Raw genomic sequence first — 19,877 nt, 5'->3', positions numbered from 1 at the left:
CACCCGGGGTCCTCGGTGGCTCCGACGGCCGGAAGCCGACGCAGTTTGCTGCCATAGTGCGCAGATGCGCCTGCGCATCGTCCCGTTCGTCCCGGGACTACGACCGACCGACGAGGAGACCCGCCCCGGCCTCGGCGCGAGCGACCGCGCGGCGTTCGTCACCGGCGAGGACCGGGTCAACTGCGCCGTCCTCCTGGTGGAGGTCTCCGAGCTACCGGAGGGCGCGGCGCTCGAGGCAGGGATCACGGTCGACGGAACGGCGTTGCCGGGCTGGGAGCACCGTCGTGTCCCCGTCACCGACGACCCGCGCCAGCGGGTCGAGCTCTGGCCCGAGCACGACCTCGCCGCGCTCGACCTCGGGGTCGCGGGCGGACTCATGTCGCGGCTGCAGGTCGAGGTGCGCGCGGTCCATCACGGCGAGGTCGTCGCCGTCGACACGGCCGAGCTCGACGTCTGTGACCTCCGTCAGCTCGGCAGTCTCTACCGCCGGGTCATCGACCGCGTGCTGACCGCCGACACCACGGGCCAGGCAGCGCGGGCAGGCGTGCCGGATCCCGGGGTCGCCTACCACCCCTGGTACCCCGTCCTGCGGATCGGCGGCGACAAGGCCGCCCTGTACACCGCGGCGCTCGTCGCCGACATCGTGGACAAGGAACGCCACCTGAGCGATCCGGCCTGGCTCCTGCGTGTCGGCGTCTATCTCGAGCTGCTCACCTGTCTCGGCATCGCCGAGGCGGTCCGCGACGTCGTCGACCTCCTCGAACCCGCAGAGCGCGCGGCGTACGAGCACGACGAGGCGTTCGCCGAGATCCGCCGACGGATCCGACCCGACGCCTGGCGCGAGGTCTGGGAACGGCGCTCGATGTCGCTCCCCCGGTTCGGGAGCCCGCGGTTGGGGCCGGTGTCGGTGCTCAACCTGCTGCGCAAGCGGGACGCGACGCTGCACTTCCTCCACGCCCACCACGAGGACCTGAAGCATGCGATGGCCTTGGCCGGGCACAACGGGCACGACGCTCAGGAGACCTGGCAGCGGGTGTTCCGTGACGCCGAGCGCGCCGTCCTCCGACAGGCCGCCTCCGCCTTCCCCGAGCTGGGGTTCCTGCCGCAGCCGGCTCGTGACCTCGTGCTGTGGCAGCGACTTGGCGTCGCCGGTCAGCAGGGGGTCTACCCGACGGCCGGCAACGAGTACCGGGCCTCGATGAACGCGGTGGCGTCGTGGGCACGGCAGGTGGGCCTGATCGACTACTCCGGCGAGGAGTGCGTGCCGATCGGGGCCAGCCTGCTGGCGGCGTTGGTGCACGACCCACCCCGCGTGCGGCTGCTCCAGCGCCACGACGGTCTGGGTCCCGACCTCGCTGTCACCGAGCCTGCGGTCGCGCCGGTCCCGACCACCGAGGAGATCGAGCGACTCCTGGCCGCGGTGCCGATCTTCGCGATGATGACCGCCGAGGAGGTCCGCACCCTCGCTCTCGTCGCACGGCCCCTGCTGCTCGGACCCACGGAGCGCCTCGTCGTCCAGGGCAGCGAGGGCGCCTCGTTGTTCCTGGTGGGGGAGGGTGCCGTGGAGGTGCGCCTGCGCAAGGACGACGGGACCGACTGGCTGGTCGAGACGATGGGGCCGGGCGAGGTCGTGGGCGAGATGGCTCTCCTCACCGGCGAATCGCGGGCCGCGACCGTGCGGTCGGTCGAGGAGGCCGTCGTGTACGAGATCGACCGGCAGCACTACGAACCCCTGCTGCTGGCGCATCCCGAATGGTTGGAGGAGCTCGCCCGGATCATGGACGAGCGGCTGGCCAGGCGACGTCTCCGGATCGCGGAGCTCGACCGGGAAGCTCCGCTGGGCCTGCGGGACCGGATCTTTCGCAACTTCTTCGGATAGGGCGCAGACGCCCCCGGGACGCAGGACGGGCGCCGCCGCCGCGGAGGCTCGACGCCCCCGCGGCGGTCACGTCCACCGAGGCCGGAGGACGGGGTGATCACCCGGCGTTGATGACCTCACGGCCGGAGGCGTAGAGGAACACCGCGTAGGCGACGGCGTCGGCATTGATCGCGAGCGCCTCGTGGCTCAGGTTGTCGATGCCGTCGCACGCCGAGTGGTAGCAGGGGTCGTAGGCCTCGCCCGCGGTCCCGCCCCACTTCGCGGCCTGCGCCGGGGTCTTGACGCCCTCGGCCCCGGTGAACAGGCCGCCGGACGGGATGCCGTTGTTGATGAAGGCCTGGTAGTCGGACCGGCCGGTGAACGCGGTCGGCTCCGAGGGGATGCCGCGCTCGGCGTAGTAACGCTCGAACAGCCCCTCGATGTCGTCGGAGCCGGCCGGACCGGTCAGCCCGAACCCGGAGCCGTCGCCGTCGTAGATGAACAGCCCGTAGTTGGGCGACCCGATCATGTCGAAGTTGAGGTAGAGCTCGATGTCGGCCCGCTGCGCCGCGGTGAGGCTGGTGACGTAGTGCGTCGAACCGACGAGACCGGCCTCCTCGGCACCCCACCACGCGAAGCGCACCTGGTGCGGCAGCTTGACCTTCGCGATCTGCTCGGCGACCTCGATGAGGGCGGCCGAGCCGGACCCGTTGTCGTTGATGCCGGGGCCTTCGGGCACCGAGTCGAGGTGGGCACCGGCCATGACCACGTTGCGCGGGTCACCGCCGCGCGTCTCGGCGACCACGTTCTCCGTCGTCGTCCGGACCCGGCTCACGTTGGCGAACAGGCGCATCGACAGGCCCGGCGTCTGCGCCAGGTCGGCGCCGAGCGCGTACGTCGTGCTCACGGCGGGGAGACCGCCGGTGTATCCGTTGCCGAGGGTCACCGCGGGGATGCCCTGACGGGCCGCGTCGGCGGTGTTGCCCTGGTTGAAGAACACCACGCCGACCGCTCCGGCGGCGGCAGCGTTCTCGGCCTTGATCTCGAAGGTGCACACCCCGCGCTGGATCAGCGCGATGTCGCCGGCGGGGAAGCCGGCGAAGTCGGCCGCCTCGCAGCCGCTGGTGGAGGCGTTGCCGAGTCCGAGCGCGACGTCGACCGGCGTCACGTCGGCGGTCACGTCACCGCGCTCGGAGTGCGGGGTCGCAGCGAAGTCCACCCCCTCGGTGTAGGCCACCGCCGACGGACTGACCTGCTCGAGCTCGGAGGTGCCGACCTCCTCGAAGCTGTAGACGTCGAAGGACTGGCGGGTCACGACGTAGCCGGCCCGCTCCAGCCGCGACTCGACGTAGTCGGCGGAGGCGTCGTAGCCGGGGCTGCCCGCAGCACGGGTCCCGCCGTTCGCCGCGGCGATGTCGGCGAAGGCCTGCTCGTGCTCCAGGACACCCTTGAGCGTCACGCACTCGAGGAGCTTGCCGACCGAGCCGTTGGTCCGGCTGTCGCACCCCGCCTTGTCACCCGGTCCTGCCTGCACCGGAGGTGATGCCGCCGTGGACAGGCCGACCACGACCAGTCCGATGGCTGCCGACGTCCCGAAAATCCGTCGCATGAGCGTTCTCGCTTCCACAGCGGGGCGACACCCGGAGTCGCCCGTTAGCCGTCGACCTTAGGCACGATCCTGTCGGAAAGGAACAGCCGGGGCGCAGATCTTCCGCCGGAACGACCGAGGGCCCGCCGCTCGCGCGACGGACCCTCGGTGTGTTGCTGGATCAGGCGGGGAAGGACCCGCCCGAGGCGGCGAGGTCACGCAGCCAGGCGGTGGCCTGGAAGCGGTCGCCGTACTTCGCGGCCAGCTCGTCGGCCCGTGCGAGGAACGCGCCAAGACCGATCTCGCCGGTCGCCTTGTTCTCGTATCCGGTCATGAACTGGGCGGCGCCACCGGTGTTCGGCGGGAAGCCGATGCCCATGATCGAGCCGATGTTCGCGGCGGCCGCCGAGGTGATGACGCCCTCCTCGAAGCACTTCGCGGTCTCGAGCGCCTCGGCGAAGAGCATCCGGTCCCGGATGTCCTGGATGTCGGGCTGCTCGGCGGCCACGGGGAACAGCTCGGCGAGACCGGCCCAGATGGAGCCGCGCTTGCCGTCCGCGTAGTCGTAGAAGCCCGCGCCACGGAGGCGACCGGCACGGCCGGCCTCGAGCATCTTCTCGACCACCGCGATACCGGGGTGCTCGACGTAGCCCTCACCCTCGCCCTCGCGGGTCGCCTTGGCGATCTTGGCCATCAGCTCGAGGTTGAGCTCGTCGGAGAGCTGCAGCACCGGAGCCGGGTAGCCGGCCGAGGTGGTGGCCCGCTCGATCGAGTACGGCGCCACGCCCTCGGCGAGCATCGCCATGCCCTCGTTGACCATGTAGCCGATGACGCGCGAGGTGTAGAAGCCCCGGCTGTCGTTGACCACGATCGGCGTCTTGCGGATCTGCAGGACCAGGTCGTAGGCCTTGGCGAGCGCCTCGTCGGAGGTCTCCTTGCCGGTGATGATCTCGACCAGCGGCATCTTGTCCACGGGGGAGAAGAAGTGCAGGCCGATGAAGTTCGGCCGCTTGGTCGGGTCCTCGATGCCCTCGGCGAGGCCGGTGATCGGCAGCGTCGACGTGTTCGAGCACAGCAGCGCGTCCGGGTTGACGTGCGGCAGGATCTCGGCGAACACCTTGGCCTTGAGCGCCGGGTCCTCGAAGACGGCCTCGATGACGAGGTCGCAGCCGGCGAGGTCGGCCGGGTCGGCGGTCGGGGTGATCCGGTCGAGCAGCTCGGCGGACTTCTCCTCGGTGAGCTTGCCGCGCGAGATCGCCTTCTCGTTGATGCCCTGGCTGTAGGCCTTGCCCTTCTCGGCGTTCTCGAGGGCGACGTCCTTGAGGACGACCTCCATGCCGGCACGAGCGCAGACGTAGGCGATGCCCGCGCCCATCATCCCGGCGCCGAGGACACCGACCTTGGTGCCCTTCCACGGCTCGATGCCCTGCGGGCGGAGCGAGCCGGAGTTGATCGCCTGCAGGTCGAAGAAGAACGCCTGGATCATGTTCTTCGAGCCCTGGTTCACGACCAGGTTGGCGAGGTAGCGCGACTCGATCCGCGAGGCGGTGTCGAAGTCGACGCTGGCACCCTCGACGGCAGCCGAGAGGATCGCCTTCTGCGCCGGGTAGTCCGCGCCCTTGACCTGGCTGCGGAGCAGGGCCGGGAAGACCGGCAGGAAGCCGGCCAGCGCGGGCGACTTCGGCGTGCCACCAGGCATCTTGTAGCCGGGAGCGTCCCACGGCTGGGCGGAGGCCTCGGGGTTTGCCTTGATCCACGCCTTGGCGGCCGGGACGAGCTCCTCGCGGGTGGCGACAAGCTCGTTGACCAGGCCCTTGGCCTGCGCCTTCTGCGGGTCGAACTGCGGGCCCTGGAGCAGGAAGTCCATCAGCGCCGACTGGATGCCGAACATCCGGACGGTGCGGGTGACGCCGCCGCCACCCGGAAGCAGGCCGAGGCTCGCCTCCGGGAGACCGATCTTGACGCTGCGGTCGTCGACGGCGATCCGGTGGTTCGCTGCGAGGCAGATCTCCAGGCCACCGCCGAGGGCGGCGCCGTTGATGGCAGCCACGACCGGCTTCGGGAAGAGCTCGAGGCGACGAAGCGCGGCCTTGATGCTCTCGCACTGGCCGAACACGTCGATCGCGTCGTCCTTGGTGGCCTGCGTCATCAGCTTGAGGTCGCCGCCGGCGAAGAAGGTCTTCTTCGCGCTGGCGATGACGACGCCGGTGACGTCCTCCTTCTCGGCGTACAGGCGCTCGACAGCGGCCTCCATGGAGGCGCGGTAGAGCTCGTTCATGGTGTTGGCGCTCTGGTTGGGGTCGTCCAGCGTCAGGGTGACGATGCCGTCCGCGTCCCGCTCGTAGCGCACAGCGGTCTGAGTGTCAGTGCTCATGAGTGTTTCGATTCAGTCCTGTCTTGAGGTCCGGCGTCAGACGCGCTCGACGATGGTGGCGATGCCCATGCCGCCGCCCACGCAGAGCGTGGCGAGGCCACGGCGCAGGTCGCGCCGCTCGAGCTCGTCGATGAGGGTGCCGAGGATCATCGCGCCGGTCGCACCGAGCGGGTGGCCCATGGCGATCGCACCGCCGTTGACGTTGGTGATCTCGTCGCTGATGCCCATGTCCCGCATGAACCGCATCGCGACGGCGGCGAACGCCTCGTTGATCTCGAACAGGTCGATGTCGCCGACCTCGAGGCCGGCGACGGCCAGCGCCTTGCGGGCCGCCGGGGCGGGACCGGTGAGCATGATGATCGGGTCGGCACCGGACACGGCGGTCGCGATGATCCGGGCGCGCGGGGTCAGACCGAGGTCCTTGCCGACCTGCTCGTTGCCGATCAGGGTGAGCGCAGCGCCGTCCACGATGCCCGAGCTGTTGCCGGCGTGGTGGACGTGGTTGATCTTCTCGAGCCAGTGGTACTTCTCGAGCGCCACGTTGTCGAAGCCACCGTCGGAGCCCATCTGGGCGAACGACGGCTTGAGGCCGGCGAGGCCCTCGACGCTGGTGTCCGGGCGGATGGTCTCGTCGCGGTCGAGGACCGTGACGCCGTTGAGGTCCTTGACGGGCACCAGGGCGCCGTCGAAGTAGCCGTTGGCCTGCGCCTTGGCGGCACGGTGGTGCGACTCGGCGGCGAACGCGTCGACGTCCTCGCGGCTCCAGCCCTCGAGGGTGGCGATCAGGTCGGCGCCGATGCCCTGCGGGACGAAGCTCGCCTTGAAGGCGGTGGCCGGGTCAGCGGCCCAGGCGCCACCGTCGGAGCCCATGGGGACGCGGCTCATCGACTCGACGCCACCGGCGACGATCAGCTTCTCGAAGCCACCGCGGACGCGTCCTGCGGCCTGGTTGACGGCCTCGAGGCCCGAGGCGCAGAAGCGGTTGAGCTGGACGCCGGCGACCGTCTCGGGGTAGCCCGCGGCGAGCGCGGCGGTCTTGGCGATGTCACCGCCCTGGTCGCCGATCGGCGACACCACGCCGAGGATGACGTCGTCGACCTGGTTGGTGTCGAGCGACGGGTTGCGGACCTCGAGCTCGCTGAGGAGACCCACGGCCAGGTCGACCGGCTTCACCTCGTGGAGGGATCCGTTCGCCTTGCCCCTGCCGCGCGGAGTGCGGAGGTGGTCGTACACGAATGCTTCTGCCATGACCGTCCTTGGGATTCGGGAAACACGCGGGAAGGCGTGCGTGAAAGATGGCTGAGGACGATTGTGACACTATTACTGTCATGGTCAAGGGCGAGGTCCGTGCGACGCAGGTCACACCGGTCCCGGAGCTGACGTTGGACGAGCTCACCCGCAGGGTCGGGATGAGCGTCCGGACGGTGCGCTTCTACACCACGAAGGGCCTGGTGCCGCCGCCGGTGAGGCGCGGCCGGTCCGGCTACTACACCGCGGAGCACGTGGCCCGGCTCGAGCTCGTCCGCGAGCTCCAGAGCCACGGCTTCACCCTCTCCGCGATCGAGCGCTACGTCGCCGGCATCCCCGGTGACGCGACGCCCGAGGACATCGCCCTCGCGCGCACCATGCTCGCGCCGTGGCAGTCCGACCTGCCGGTCGAGATGGACCACGCCAAGCTCGAGACGAAGGCAGGCCGGACGCTCTCGGCCGAGGACGTCGCGACCTTGCACGCCCTCGGCGTGCTGCGGCCGCGCGGGTCGACCTACCTGGTGGCGCGCAACCAGCTCTCCATCGGGGTCCGGCTGCTCGAGCTCGGCTTCCCGCGCGAGGTCGGCGTCGCGGCGGCCGCGATCTACCAGGAGCACGGCGAGCAGATGGCCAAGGAGCTCTACGAGGTCATCCAGGCCAAGCTCGCGCCGCTCTACGGCGACGACCAGTCCGAGCACTTCCGCGAGGTCATGGAGCGGCTCAAGCCGCTCTCCGTCGGCGGTCTGGTGACCGCCTACGAGGCTGCGGTCGCGCGCGCGGCGCGATCCCCCCGGCGCTGACCCCGCCGCTCAGCGGCGGCCGGAGAACGACGCGGCGCTGTGGCCGCCCGATCCGCCCGAGCCACCGGCTCCGCGGGAGCCACCAGAACCGCCTGAGCCCGTACGACGACGCTGCCCGCCGTTGGCCGAACCGCCCGCCTTCGGCGCACCCGAGCGACCAGCGCCCGATCCGCGCTTCTGCCCGCCCGACGTCGCGCCGGCGCCGGAGCGCTGGCCCGTCGTCTTGCGGCCACGACGGCCGGTACCGCCACCGCCGCTGCCCTGGGGGCGCGACGGCGCCGTGCCCGCCGCCGGGACGATGCCGCCGGGGAGGCTGCGCTCGCCGGGAGCGAGCTCCTGGAGCACCGGGTGCGCGACGTCGCCGATCTTGGTGGTGGTCGGCTTGATGCCGGCCGCGCGCGTCAGTGCGCGGACGTCGCCGATCTGGTCCTGGGTCATCAGGGTGACGACCGTGCCCGCGGCGCCCGCCCGCGCGGTGCGGCCGGAGCGGTGCAGGTAGGCCTTGTGCTCGGCCGGCGGGTCGGCGTGGACGACCAGCGCGACGTCGTCCACGTGGATGCCGCGGGCGGCGATGTCGGTGGCGACGAGGGTCGTGGCCCGACCGCTGTGGAACGCGTCCATGTTGCGGGTGCGCGCACCCTGGCTGAGGTTGCCGTGCAGGTCCACCGCCGGCACGCCGTTGCTGTTGAGCTGGCGAGCGAGCGCCTTGGCGCCGTGCTTGGTGCGCGTGAACACCACGGTCCGCCCCGGGGCGCTCGCCAGGTCGACGAGCACGGGCAGGCGCAGATCACGGGCGATGTGCAGCACGTGGTGGTCCATCTGCGCGACCGGCGACTGCGCCGAGTCGGCCTGGTGGACGACCGGCTGGTGCAGGAACCGCTTCACCAGCACGTCGATCGCGTTGTCGAGCGTTGCCGAGAAGAGCATCCGCTGGCCCTGCTTCGGCGTCTGCCCGAGGAGGCGACGGACAGCCGGGAGGAAGCCGAGGTCGGCCATGTGGTCGGCCTCGTCGAGCACGGTGATCTCGATCGAGCCGAGGTCGCAGTGGCCCTGACCGATCAGGTCCTCGAGCCGGCCGGGGCAGGCGATGAGGATGTCGACACCGGACTTGAGGGCGGAGACCTGCGGGCCCTGCCCGACGCCGCCGAAGATGGTGTGGGTGCGCAGACCGACCGCGCTGGCGAGCGGCTTGACGGTGTCCTCGATCTGGCTGGCGAGCTCACGCGTCGGCGCGAGGATCAGCGCACGCGGGCGACGGGGTGCCGCGCGACCCCCGGCAGCGGCGAGGCGGGCAGCGACCGGGAGCGCGAACGCGTAGGTCTTGCCGGAACCCGTGCGGCCGCGGCCGAGCAGGTCCTTGCCGGCCAGCGAGTCCGGCAACGTCGCGGCCTGGATCGGGGTGGGGATGGTGATCCCGTCGCCGTCGAGGACGGCGAGGAGGGAAGTGGGCACGCCGAGGTCGGCGAAGGTCGTGGTCACGAAGATGTTCTCTCCGGAGTCCGCGCCCGAGGTGTTCGGGGGGCTCCCAGTCGGCGTCTCGCCGTGCTGTCCCGCCGGCGGCGGGAGGGGAAGCGGGGCCTCGAGGTCGAGGAGCGCGGCTGGCGCGCGGGGCCCGGGGCAAGACTTGCCGGACCGATAGGGACAGATTAGGGGGCGGAGCCCCCGTTGGTTGAATCCGCGCCTATGTGAAGCGCAGCACTCCGTCGTCGATCGCGCCCTTCCGGATCACCCGGCGGTCGACGAAGTAGTTCTGGTCGAGCCGCCAGGGCGCCCGGTCCCCTTCGGCCGGCAGCAGGTGCGCGGAGCGTTGGATGTAGCCGGAGGTCAGCGGCATCAGGGGACGGCGCTGGACCGCGGGATCCGGGACCGGGACGGCCTGCTGGAGGCCGTGCCGGTCGAGGTGCGCCATCAGGCGGCACGCGTAGTCGATGACCAGGTCGGCCTTGAGCGTCCAGGAGGCGTTGGTGTAGCCGAGCGTGAAGAAGAAGTTGGGAACGTCGCTCAGCATCAGCGACTTGTAGGCGAGGTGGTCGGCATACGCGACGGGCTCGCCGTCGACCTCGAGGTCGACGCCGCCGAGCGGCACCTGCATGTGGAACCCGGTCGCGGTGACCACGAGGTCGGCGTCGATCTCGGCGCCCGAGGTCAGCCGGACCCCCGTCGGGGTGAAGGTGTCGATGGTGTCGGTGACGATCGAGGCAGTGCCCCCACGGAACGCCTTGAAGAGGTCGCCGCTCGGGACGAAGCAGAGCCGTTGTGCCCATGGGTCGTACGGCGGCGAGAAGTGCTCGTCGACGTCGATCCCCTCCGGCAGCTGGCGCGCCACCTCCTTGCGGATGAAGGCCTTCGCCCGCTCCGGCCAGCGCATGCTGAGCTGGTAGGAGGCGACCGCCTGGACGATGTTGAACCAGCGAGCCGCGCGGTAGATCACCCGGTCCGGCGCGCGCCAACGGGTGAGCAGCCGGGCGACGGGGTCGCGGCGGGCCCGGTTGAGGATGTAGGTCGGTGTCCGCTGCAGCATGGTGACGTGCTCGGCCGGTCCCTCGCCGAGCGCCATCGCCGGGACCAGGGTGACGGCCGTCGCGCCACTGCCGACCACCACGACCCGCTTGCCGGCGTGGTCGAGGTCGTCGGGCCAGTGCTGCGGGTGCACGACCTGGCCCTCGAAGTCGGCCATCCCCGGCCAGGTGGGCTGGAAGCCCTCGTCGTACTTGTAGTAGCCGGCGCAGGACCACAGGAAGCTCGCGGTCATCGTCACGGTCTCGTCGGCCGCGGGGTCCCCCACGCTCGCCGTCACCGTCCAGCGAGCGCTCGCCGAGTCCCACACAGCGCGGGTCACCCGGTGCCCGAACCGGATGAGCCGGTCCACGTCGTACTCCCGGGCGACCGTGTCGATGTAGTCGCGGATCAGCGCTCCGTCGGCGAGGGCGACGTCGCTGTCCCACGGCCGCCAGGTGTAGCCGAACGTGAACATGTCGCTGTCCGAACGGATGCCCGGGTAGCGGAACAGGTCCCACGTCCCTCCCTTGGCGGCCCGCGACTCGAGCACGGCGACGGTCTTGCCCGGGAGCCGGGTGCGCACCTGCGCAGCCGCGCCGACGCCCGAGAGACCGGCACCGATGATGAGGACGTCGACGTGCTCCATGGAGCGTAGGTTCGCACGCTCCCGGAGGACTGTCGTCCTCCTCCGGTCGTAACCGGCTCAGTCGACCTGGACGGCGACTCCCCGCTCGATCAGGCCGTCGACGTCCTCGATGCCCCAGAGCACGAGCGCGTCACGGGTGTGCGCGCCCGCTCGCGGCGAGGGCGGCAGGCCGAGGGTGGCCTCGGTCCGGGAGAAGCGCGGGGCGGGCGCCGGCTGCACGAGGCCGTCCTTCTCGACGAGGATCTCGCGCGCCTTCATGTGCGGGTGGTCGACGGCCTCGCTGAACTTCAGGATCGGCGCGACGCAGGCGTCGGTACCGTCGAAGATCGCGCACCACTCGTCGCGGGTCTTCTCCTTGAACTTGCTCGCGATGAGGGCCCGCATCTCGTCGAAGCGGTCGAACTCGAACTGGCCGGGGATCGTGTCGGTGACCCCGAGCAGCTCGGTGAAGGCCGCGAAGAACTGCGGCTCGAGACAGCCGACCGACATGTGCTCGCCGTCCGCGGTCTCGTAGATCGAGTAGAACGGGGTGCCCCCGTCGAGCAGGTTGCTGACCCGCTCCTCCTTGTAGGTGTTGCCCGCCAGGAACGCGGCCAGCATCGTGTTGAGGTGCGCGGTGCCGTCGACGATCGCCGCGTCGACGACCTGGCCCTGGCCCGAGACCTTCGCCTCGAGGAGCGCCGCGAGGATCCCGATGACGAGGTACGTCGACCCGCCGCCGAAGTCGCCGACGAGGTTGGCCGGGAACTGCGGTGTCCCCTTGACCTGGCCGAGCCCGTGCAGGGTGCCGGTGATCGCGATGTAGTTCATGTCGTGGCCGGCCGCCTGGCTCCACGGACCCTCCTGGCCCCAGCCGGTCATCCGGCCGTAGACGAGCCGCGGGTTGCGGGCGTGGCAGGCCTCCGGACCGATGCCGAGCCGCTCGGTGACACCGGGGCGCATGCCCTCGATGAGGACGTCCGCGCCCGCGACGAGGTCGAGCACGACCTCCGCCGCCGCCGGGTCCTTGAGGTTGAGGGCGACGCTGGGGCGGCCCCGGTTGAGGAGGTCGTGCGCGCCGCCGGTGAGGAGCTGGCCGCCCGGCCGCTCGACCCGGATCACGTCGGCGCCCAGGTCGGCGAGGATCGTGCAGGCGTGCGGGCTGGGACCGATCCCGGCGATCTCGACGACCTTGATCCCGCGCAGCGGGCCGGTGCCCTGACCCAATTCGTAGCTCTCCAGCGTCATGCGGGTGATCATGGCACAACGTTGACAGTTGTGCTGTCACAGTCGCCCGGTGGACGCCGGTCAGCCCGGGTGGACGATCCTCGCGAGCTCGAAGTGCATGGGGTCGGTGTAGCTCCAGTCGCCACCCCAGGCGAAGCCCCACTTCTTGAAGATCGCGACCACGGCGCGGCTGATCTGGCCGACCGTCCCGCGCTGGTTCTCGAGCGAGTTGATGTCGATGGCCAGCCCGAACGAGTGGTTGGACAGCGTCGTGGAGCCGGCGATGAAGCGCGGGTAGTAGCAGCCGACGTGGTACTTGATCTCCGAACCGAGACCGGCGGCCTGGATCTCGAGCACGGCCGCCTTCAGCTGCGGCATCATGAACCTGTTGCAGGTGACCTTGCCGAGCAGCGGCAGCGTCTCGGTGATGATGTGCTCGCGCACCCAGGCAGCGTCCGGCTGCACCCGGCCACCGCCGATCGGCGTGTAACGGAAGACGCCGACCGCCTCGGCGAAGGTGCCGATGACCTGTGCGGTCTGGCGGACACCCGGGTCGAGCCCGGCCTCGGCGACGATGTCGAGGTCGGTGATCGACATGTCCGGGCCGAGCAGCTTCTTGAGCTGCTTCTTCACCGCCTGCGGGGAGAAAGCGCCCGTGCTGACGACGAGCGCGTTGTCCTCCGGCATCCCCAGCGCCTCGCCCCACTCGGTGTTGACGACCGCGTCGATCGTGCCGACCTGTGCCGTCCATGCGCCGACGTGGATCGGGAAGCGCTGCTCGCCGGAACCGACCGCGAGATAGCCGTCCTTGTCGAGCGGGATCCTGCGCTCGAGGCTGTCGAGCACCGCGATCTCGCCTTGGGCGACCCGCTCCCACGCCTCCTGGAACTGCGCACCGTTCTGGGCCGGCCCCGTGAACCGGCGGTAGCCGTCGAGGTCGACTGCGGCGATCCGGTAGTTCTTGTTCTCCAGCGAGAACGTCGAGAGCGACAGCGAGGTGGCCGCACTGACCGCCTTCGAGCCGTCGACCCGGATGCGGCGGATCTGGTCGACGAGGTCGTCCGGGATGGTCTCGGGGCTGACGATCAGCATGTCGTCACTGCTGATCCCGTCATAGGCACCCGGGGGGTCGACCTCGTGCACGGCGTAGGTGACCACGGGACCACCACTGCCGGCGTCGGCCGTCGGAGGGCTGGTCGTCGAGGCGGCGTTGGTGGTGTCGTTCGCCGGCTCGTCCGAGGGCGACGAGCAGGCAGCAGCCAGCGTCGCGACGGCACAGGCCAGTGCCAGTCGCGCTGGCGTACGCGCAACCCCCATAAGAACTTCCCTCCCCTGTAGAGGGTAGTTCCAAAACCGAAACGACGTCGTGAGTCTCGTCCCTCCGGAGCGTCAGCCGAGAACGCGCTCGGCGACCCACGCGATGTCGTCGGCGGTCTCGGCGGGGTCGCCCGAGGGCTGCATGACGTGGCTGAGGACGAGCCGGACGACCATGTCGATGCTGGCGTCCAGCCGGTCGGGGGTCAGCGTGATGTCGTAGCCGGCGACCCGCTCGCGGACGACGACCTTGGCGGCGACGAGCAGCGACTCCGCGTGGGTGGTCAGCAGCGGGAGCAGCTCGGTGTCGGCGCCGTGCGTCGCCGAGACGACGGCGTGCAGCAGGGCGTTGTCCTTCGCGTACTTGAGCACGCGGCGGGCCGAGTCGCGGATCGCCTGGACCAGGTCGTCGGGGTTCTCGTCGAACGAGCGGACGACGCCGGCGAGGAACCGCTCGAGCTCGCGGAGCACGACCGCCTCGGCGAGGTCGTTCTTGGTGCCGATCTCGTTGTAGACCGTCTGCCGGCTCACGCCGACGATGTCCGCGAGCCGCGCCATCGTGACCCGGGCCCAGCCCTCCTCGGCGATGACCCGCGTCGCGGCGTCGCACAGACGCTCGCGCAGCCCCCCGACCGCGGTCGGGAAGGCGGGCACCGAGGGCTGCGCTCTCACGCGAGCGAGAATAGACACGCGGGACTACCGGGTCGGCGGCACGGGTCAGTCCGCCAGGGTCAGGGCGAGCACCGGGCAGGCCTGCACGGCGGCGTAGACGTGGGCTCGGTCCTCCTCCGGCGGCGAGTCGTTGAGGACGTTGACCAGCTCCTCGTCCTCGTCCACCTCGAAGTAGTCGTTGGCCATGGCCTCGCACATGCCGAGGCCCTCACACTTGCCGAGGTCCGCGTGGATCTTCACGGTGCGCTCACCTTCTCCGGGTCGAACGGGATGAAGTCCAGCTTCTCGCGGACGCCGCAGTCGGGGCAGCACCAGTCGTCGGGGATCTCGCTCCACGCGGTGCCGGCCGGCCAGCCCTCGTGCTCGTCACCCGCGGCGACCTCGTAGACGTACTTGCAACCCGGGCACCGCGCGGCCAGGACCTCGCCCTCGAACTGCTGGGCGAAGTGGTCCTCGTGGACGTCGTGGACCTCCGGCGGCGGGAACTTCGCCAGGTACTTCTCGCGCTTGCTCGGGAGGATGTTGGCGAGGGTCACGTCGCCGTCGAGGTGCTCGACGACCCGGTGGTCCATCACCTTGCGCCACAGCGGCGGGATGAGCGCGAGGTTGATCATGCCGGCGTATCCGGTCGGCAGGGCCGGCGACTCCTTGAAGTCGCGCAGAGCCTGGTAGCGCCGGGTCGGGTTCGCGTGGTGGTCGCTGTGACGCTGCAGGTGGTACAGGAAGATGTTGGTGACGATGTTGTTGCTGTTCCAGCTGTGGCTGGGCAGCACCCGCTCGTAGCGCTGCTTCTCGCCGACCTTCTGTCGCAGCATCCCGTAGTGCTCGAGGTAGTTGACGACCTCCAGCAGCGAGAAGCCGAAGACGATCGTGATGAGCGCGTAGGGAATCACCTCGACGCCGTAGATGGCCACGATCGACCCCCAGAGGACCGCAGACATCGCCCAGGCGTTGAGCACGTCATTGCCGACGTGGAACGGGTGCGTGCCCTTGCGCCGGTAGCGCTTGGCCTCGACCTCCCAGGCGCTCTTGACCGACCCGGCGACGGTGCGCGGCCAGAAGCGGTAGAGGCTCTCGCCGAGCTTGGAGGAAGCCGGGTCCTCGGGCGTCGCGACGCGGACGTGGTGGCCGCGGTTGTGCTCGATGTAGAAGTGGCCGTAGAACGTCGGCGCCAAGGTGATCTTGGACATCCAGCGCTCGACGCTCTCCTTCTTGTGGCCCAGCTCGTGAGCGGTGTTGATGCCGATGCCGACGACGCCGGCGAGCGACAGCGCCCAGAAGGCGCTGACCCACCAGGTCATGTCGAACGTCGCGTTGTCGTACAGCGCGCCCAGGTTGGCGTCGGCCCAGCCGCCGGCGCCGACCCAGTCCAGCACGCGGCGCAGCGGGTTGTTGCCCATGAGCAGGTCGAAGCCGGCGAACAGCACGACGTACATCAGGGGGACGTAGGCGAAGACGAGCCGGCGGTAGTACTTGTCGTTCTCGAGCGACTCGATGATCTCGTCCGGAGGGTTCGAGGCGTCGCGGCCGAAGACCAGGTCGAAGACCGGGATGATGACGTTGATGAGCAACGGCCCGACCAGGGCGAAGCCCCACCAGCCGTCGGAGGCGATGAAGGCCAGCGCGAACAGGATGCCCAGGCCAGGGACCATCATCCCGAGCAGCCAGAGGTAGCGCTTCTTGTCCTTCCAGATCTCGGTGGTGCCGTCCGGGACGGTCTTGCCGATCTGCTCCGCGTTCATCAGGTCTCCAAACTCTCCGTCGAGCGGTTGACACGACGGTAGTGTTTGTAAACCGCATTGACAAGACCCAAGGAAATGTAAACTTCCCGACCGGTAGATCGGCCGGTCGTGCGGATCAGCCGACGGACATCGCCTGCTCGATGAGCGTCACCAGCTCCGGTGCGCCCTCGGCGTCGGCCGCCCGCAGCTCCTCGGCCCGGACCAGCAGGTCCTCCAGGGTGACGTCGCGGCCGTCGAAGGGGGCCGCGCGCTTGAGCACCTGGGCGACGTCCGCGACCAGCGACGCGAGCGCGAGGTCGGCCGAGGCGGGGGCCTGCCCGTCGGCGGCGAGCAGATCGATGGTGACCTCCTGCTGACGCCCGCCCGAGCCACCGGTCCCGACCGGGTTCCAACGCAGGGCTGCGGTGCCGATGACCGTGCCGGGTGCCACGTCGTCAGCGAGGCGCACCTCGTAGAGCGCCGTCGCCTGGTGACCGGCGCCGAGCTCGCCGGCGTCGGTGCCGGCGTCGGTGAAGTCGTCGTCGTCGACCGCCCGGTTGTCGTAGCCGATGAGCCGGTACGACGTGACGAGCGCGGGGTCGAACGTCACCTGGGTGCGGGCCTCGGCCGCCACCGGGGTCAGGGTGGTGACCAGGTCGGTGCCGAAGAGCCGCTCGGCCTCCTCGAAGTCGTCGACGTAGGCGTAGAACCCGTCGCCCAGGTCGGCGAGCTGCTCCATGAGGTGGTCGTTGTAGTTGCCCAGCCCGTAGCCGACCGTGACCAGGTGGATCCCGTCCGCGCCCTCCTCCTGGATCTTCTCCACGATCGACCCCGGCCCGGTGCTGCCCACGTTGGCGACGCCGTCGGAGGCGAGCACGACCAGGTTGACGGCCTGCGGGTCGAACGCCTCGCGGGCCTGCTCGTAGCCGAGCCGGAGCCCGGCCTCCAGGTTGGTGCTGCCGCCCGGCTCCAGCTCCTCGATCGCCTCGAGGATCGCGTCGGTGTCGCGGATCGGCGTGGGCTCCAGGATCGGACGGGCCTCGTCCTCGAAGGAGACCACGGACACGGTGTCGTCCGGCCGGAGGCGCTCGGCGAGGACCGCGAGCGACGCCTGCACGAGACCGAGCCGCTCGCGGATGTCCATGCTCCCCGAGCGGTCGACGACCAAGGTGACGTTGACCCGCGGCCGGTCGTCGGCGGCGACCTCCCGGGCCGCGACCCCGACCCGCACCAGCTGGGTGTCGTCGTCGAGGCTCGGTGCGTCCGCGGACTCGACGGTCAGGCCGAGATCGGTCTCGGTCGGAGCCGGGTCGTCGTAGGAGAACGCGTTGACCCACTCCTCGACCCGGATCGAGGCCCGCGGGACGCGGTAGCCGTCGCGCAGGAACGTCCGCGCGAGCCGGTAGGAGCCGTTGTCGACGTCCAGCGCGAAGGTCGAGCGGTTGTCCTGCCGGGCGTCGACGAAGCCACTGGTGCCGTGGTCGCGGAACTCGTTGTCCTCGGTGGGACCGGGCGGGTCCGGGACAGCCTCGGAACCGCCCTCGTCGGCGACCGCTCCCTGGGGCGCCAGGGAGTAGTTCATGGTGCCGCTGTCGCGGTCGACCCCGGACTCGTAGTCCTCGTAGTAGGCCCGCGGGTCGATGCCGCGCTGGCCGTGCGCCCGCGGACCGTCCGGCTCCTCCGTCGACGAGCACGACGCCAGGACGGCGACGGAGAGGAGAGCGGTGACGGCGAGGATCGCGAGGCGCGGGGTCATGGCCTTCCGACGGCCGTTGCGTGCCCTCGGTTCCGCGGAGGCGCGGGCTCAGCCCTTCTGGCGGGAGATGATCCAGAGCGAGCCGGTGATCCAGGCGAAGAACGGCCCGACGAGCAGCACGAGCGTCCACGGGAGCAGCGGCGCGCTCGACGCCACGACCAGGGCCAGTGCGCCGACGCCGATCGCGCCCAGTCCCCAACGCAGGGCGGGCGGCATCGGGTCGCCGCCGGCGGGCCCGGTCGTGAACGGTACGACGAACGCGGCGCCGATGCCGATGGCCCAGACGAGGAGCGCGACGAGGAACCCCTTCCCGACGTGCTCGAGGCTGCCGAGCGCGAAGGACGCGGCCGCGGCCGTCGCGGGGAACCCGAACCCTGCCAGCAGGAACGCCATGACCGCGGTCGCCTCGGCGGGCGCGTAGTCAGGGTCGGTCGGGAGGTTGCTCGTCACTCCGGCTCCCAGAGGGCAAGGGGACCCCGGGGCGAACCCTGGGGGAAGGTCCCCAGGAGTCTAGGGCGTGTCGAGGGCCGGCACCCGCGCGAGCGTCGAGACCGGGAGACGCTCCCACCCGCGCAGCACTCGCGTCGTGCGGCGCTCGGGGCGGCCGACCACCCGCAGGTCGGGGTAGCGGCCGTAGAGGGCACGCAGCGCGACGGTCGCCTCCAGCCGGGCCAGGCTGGCTCCCAGGCAGAAGTGCACGCCCGCGGAGAAGCCGACGTGGTCGGCGGCGTTCGCGCGTCGTACGTCGAAGCGGTCCGGGTCGGTGAAGACGGCCGGGTCGCGGTTGGCGCCGCCGAGGTAGACGAGGACGGCCTCGTTCGCCGCGACCCGCTCGCCCGCCACCTCGGTGTCGCGATAGGACGCCCGCATCGTGAGCTGGACCGGGGCGTCGAAGCGGAGGACCTCCTCGACCGCGTTGGCCCACCCGTCGGGGTTGTCCTGCAGCCAGGCCCGCTGGTCGGGGTGCGCGTCGAGGAGAGCAACCGCGTTGCCGATGAGGTTCACGGTCGTCTCGAACCCGGCGCCGAGGACGAGCAGGCCGATGGCGTGGAGCTCCTGCTCGGTGAGGTCGGCCGCCTCGGGATCCTGGAGCACCTGGCTCAGCAGGTCGTCGCCGGGAGCCCGGCGCAGCCGCTCGAGGTGCATCGCGAACCAGGCGTGCATCTCCTTGAGCGCGGCCGACGCCTCCTGGTACTGCGCCCAGCTCAGACCGGGATCCAGCGTGGTGGCGGCGTGGTTGCCCCAGCCGAGCACCTGGTCGCGCTCGTCCTCCGGGACGCCGAGGATGTCCGCGATGACGGCGACCGGCAGCAGCGCGGCGTAGCGGCCGACCAGGTCGAACGTCGGCTCGCGCTCGAGGTCGTCGAGCAGCCGCTCGGCCACCTCCTCCACCCGGTCGGCCATCCGGCCGACCTTGCGGGCCGTGAACGCCCGCGACACCAGGTGCCGGTAGCGGGTGTGGACCGGTGGGTCGACCACGAGCATCGACGGCGGGTCGACGGGGCTCAGGGTGTCGGGGTCGCGGACCAGCTGGTGCAGCCGGCGCAGCGGCGCGGGGAGCTCGCCCTGACCGTTGCCGGTCCCGAAGTCGTCGCTGCGCAGGATCGCGTTGGCGACGGCGTGGTCGACCGTGCCGGCCACCAGGCCGTTGCGCACGATCCGGCCCTCGGCCCGGATCTCGTCGTACGACGGGTAGGGATCGTCGTAGTAGGCGGGGTCGGTCGCGAGCCGCGCCATCCGGTCGCCCCGGGTCGCGGCGCGGTGCAGGAAGCGGCGTTGGAGGCCGTGGGCCAACGACCACGCGACGAACGCGCGCGGGGTGGCGAGCAGGGAGCTAGGCGACGACACGGTCCCTACCCTGCTCGCGGCCGGCCGCCTCGTCCAGCCTCCGGATGAGCATCCGGGTCCGGAGGTCGAGACGCTGGACCTGCTCGTCCCACGCCGCCTCGGGGGCGTAGGTGTCGAGCTGGGCGTCCCGCGAGAGCTGCCAGCGGTAGCGCAGCGCGGCCACCAGGCCCTCCTGGGTGGCGAACAGATCGCGGTACTCGTCGTTCCAGGGCAGCACGGCTGCCGGGTCGGTCACCAGCAGCTCCTCGATCTCGCGCATCAGCTGCCAACGTCGCTTGGTCTCGCTCCAGGTCATGGTGCTCACCGTCCTGCTGTTCGGGGGGTCGGGTGTTCGGTGTCATCGAAGG

16 protein-coding genes are annotated in these 19,877 nt (G+C 70.8%); 2 read left to right on the top strand and 14 right to left on the bottom strand.

Features of this window, described 5'->3' with window-relative positions; all coding sequences use genetic code 11:
- The first annotated feature begins 64 nt into the window (after positions 1-64).
- A complete protein-coding gene (locus tag H0487_RS02585) occupies positions 65-1,879 on the top strand; it encodes a cyclic nucleotide-binding domain-containing protein (RefSeq protein WP_183092666.1) in 1,815 nt (604 codons plus the stop codon).
- 97 nt (positions 1,880-1,976) lie between these two features.
- On the opposite strand, the gene H0487_RS02580 is transcribed toward H0487_RS02585, so the two are convergent.
- The 3 genes from H0487_RS02580 to H0487_RS02570 form a co-directional block, all read right to left on the bottom strand.
- Positions 1,977-3,467, bottom strand: coding sequence for a M28 family metallopeptidase (locus H0487_RS02580; RefSeq protein WP_183092665.1), 1,491 nt, complete (start codon positions 3,465-3,467; stop codon positions 1,977-1,979).
- Positions 3,468-3,627: 160 nt separating this feature from the next.
- The gene (locus H0487_RS02575) at positions 3,628-5,820 is read right to left on the bottom strand and encodes a 3-hydroxyacyl-CoA dehydrogenase NAD-binding domain-containing protein (RefSeq protein WP_183092664.1); all 2,193 of its coding nucleotides are present in this window, start codon (positions 5,818-5,820) and stop codon (positions 3,628-3,630) included.
- Positions 5,821-5,856: 36 nt separating this feature from the next.
- Positions 5,857-7,068, bottom strand: a complete 1,212-nt coding sequence (locus tag H0487_RS02570) for an acetyl-CoA C-acetyltransferase (protein ID WP_183092663.1) — start codon at positions 7,066-7,068, stop codon at positions 5,857-5,859.
- Positions 7,069-7,148: 80 nt separating this feature from the next.
- Between H0487_RS02570 and H0487_RS02565 the strand changes: the two genes are divergently transcribed.
- Positions 7,149-7,868 carry a MerR family transcriptional regulator gene (locus H0487_RS02565; RefSeq protein ID WP_183092662.1) on the top strand — a complete coding sequence of 240 codons (720 nt, stop codon included), beginning with the start codon at positions 7,149-7,151 and terminating at the stop codon, positions 7,866-7,868.
- A 9-nt stretch (positions 7,869-7,877) separates the two neighbouring features.
- Here the strand turns inward: H0487_RS02565 and H0487_RS02560 are convergent, their stop codons facing one another.
- From H0487_RS02560 to H0487_RS02510, 11 genes are all read right to left on the bottom strand, one after another.
- Complete coding sequence (locus H0487_RS02560) at positions 7,878-9,347, bottom strand: DEAD/DEAH box helicase (RefSeq protein WP_183092661.1); 1,470 nt, start codon at positions 9,345-9,347, stop codon at positions 7,878-7,880.
- A gap of 202 nt (positions 9,348-9,549) precedes the next feature.
- Positions 9,550-11,013, bottom strand: coding sequence for a flavin-containing monooxygenase (locus H0487_RS02555; RefSeq protein ID WP_183092660.1), 1,464 nt, complete (start codon positions 11,011-11,013; stop codon positions 9,550-9,552).
- A gap of 57 nt (positions 11,014-11,070) precedes the next feature.
- Positions 11,071-12,252: a CaiB/BaiF CoA transferase family protein gene (locus H0487_RS02550; RefSeq protein WP_246382894.1), complete on the bottom strand. Its 1,182-nt coding sequence runs from the start codon at positions 12,250-12,252 to the stop codon at positions 11,071-11,073.
- Between the two features lie 48 nt (positions 12,253-12,300).
- A complete protein-coding gene (locus tag H0487_RS02545; RefSeq protein ID WP_183092659.1) occupies positions 12,301-13,536 on the bottom strand; it encodes a M15 family metallopeptidase in 1,236 nt (411 codons plus the stop codon).
- 72 nt (positions 13,537-13,608) lie between these two features.
- On the bottom strand, positions 13,609-14,205 hold the full coding sequence (locus H0487_RS02540; protein WP_312855794.1) for a TetR/AcrR family transcriptional regulator: 597 nt from the start codon (positions 14,203-14,205) through the stop codon (positions 13,609-13,611).
- Between the two features lie 45 nt (positions 14,206-14,250).
- Positions 14,251-14,445, bottom strand: a complete 195-nt coding sequence (locus H0487_RS23775; protein ID WP_183092658.1) for a ferredoxin — start codon at positions 14,443-14,445, stop codon at positions 14,251-14,253.
- Positions 14,442-15,947 carry a fatty acid desaturase gene (locus H0487_RS23770; RefSeq protein WP_183092657.1) on the bottom strand — a complete coding sequence of 502 codons (1,506 nt, stop codon included), beginning with the start codon at positions 15,945-15,947 and terminating at the stop codon, positions 14,442-14,444. Before H0487_RS23770 ends, H0487_RS23775 begins: the two co-directional genes overlap by 4 nt.
- A 115-nt stretch (positions 15,948-16,062) precedes the next feature.
- Positions 16,063-17,682, bottom strand: a complete 1,620-nt coding sequence (locus H0487_RS02525; RefSeq protein ID WP_183092656.1) for a vWA domain-containing protein — start codon at positions 17,680-17,682, stop codon at positions 16,063-16,065.
- 48 nt (positions 17,683-17,730) lie between these two features.
- Positions 17,731-18,132, bottom strand: coding sequence for a hypothetical protein (locus H0487_RS02520; protein WP_183092655.1), 402 nt, complete (start codon positions 18,130-18,132; stop codon positions 17,731-17,733).
- A 60-nt stretch (positions 18,133-18,192) separates the two neighbouring features.
- Positions 18,193-19,530: a cytochrome P450 gene (locus H0487_RS02515; RefSeq protein WP_312855793.1), complete on the bottom strand. Its 1,338-nt coding sequence runs from the start codon at positions 19,528-19,530 to the stop codon at positions 18,193-18,195.
- Entirely contained in the window at positions 19,517-19,825 is a 309-nt protein-coding gene (locus H0487_RS02510; RefSeq protein WP_183092654.1) for a hypothetical protein, read from the bottom strand. Before H0487_RS02510 ends, H0487_RS02515 begins: the two co-directional genes overlap by 14 nt.
- Positions 19,826-19,877 lie beyond the last annotated feature (52 nt).

Origin of the sequence: Nocardioides stalactiti (assembly GCF_014180715.1) — a bacterium.
GTDB classification, from domain to species: domain Bacteria; phylum Actinomycetota; class Actinomycetes; order Propionibacteriales; family Nocardioidaceae; genus Nocardioides; species Nocardioides stalactiti.
This window is presented reverse-complemented; position numbering and strand designations above follow the sequence as displayed.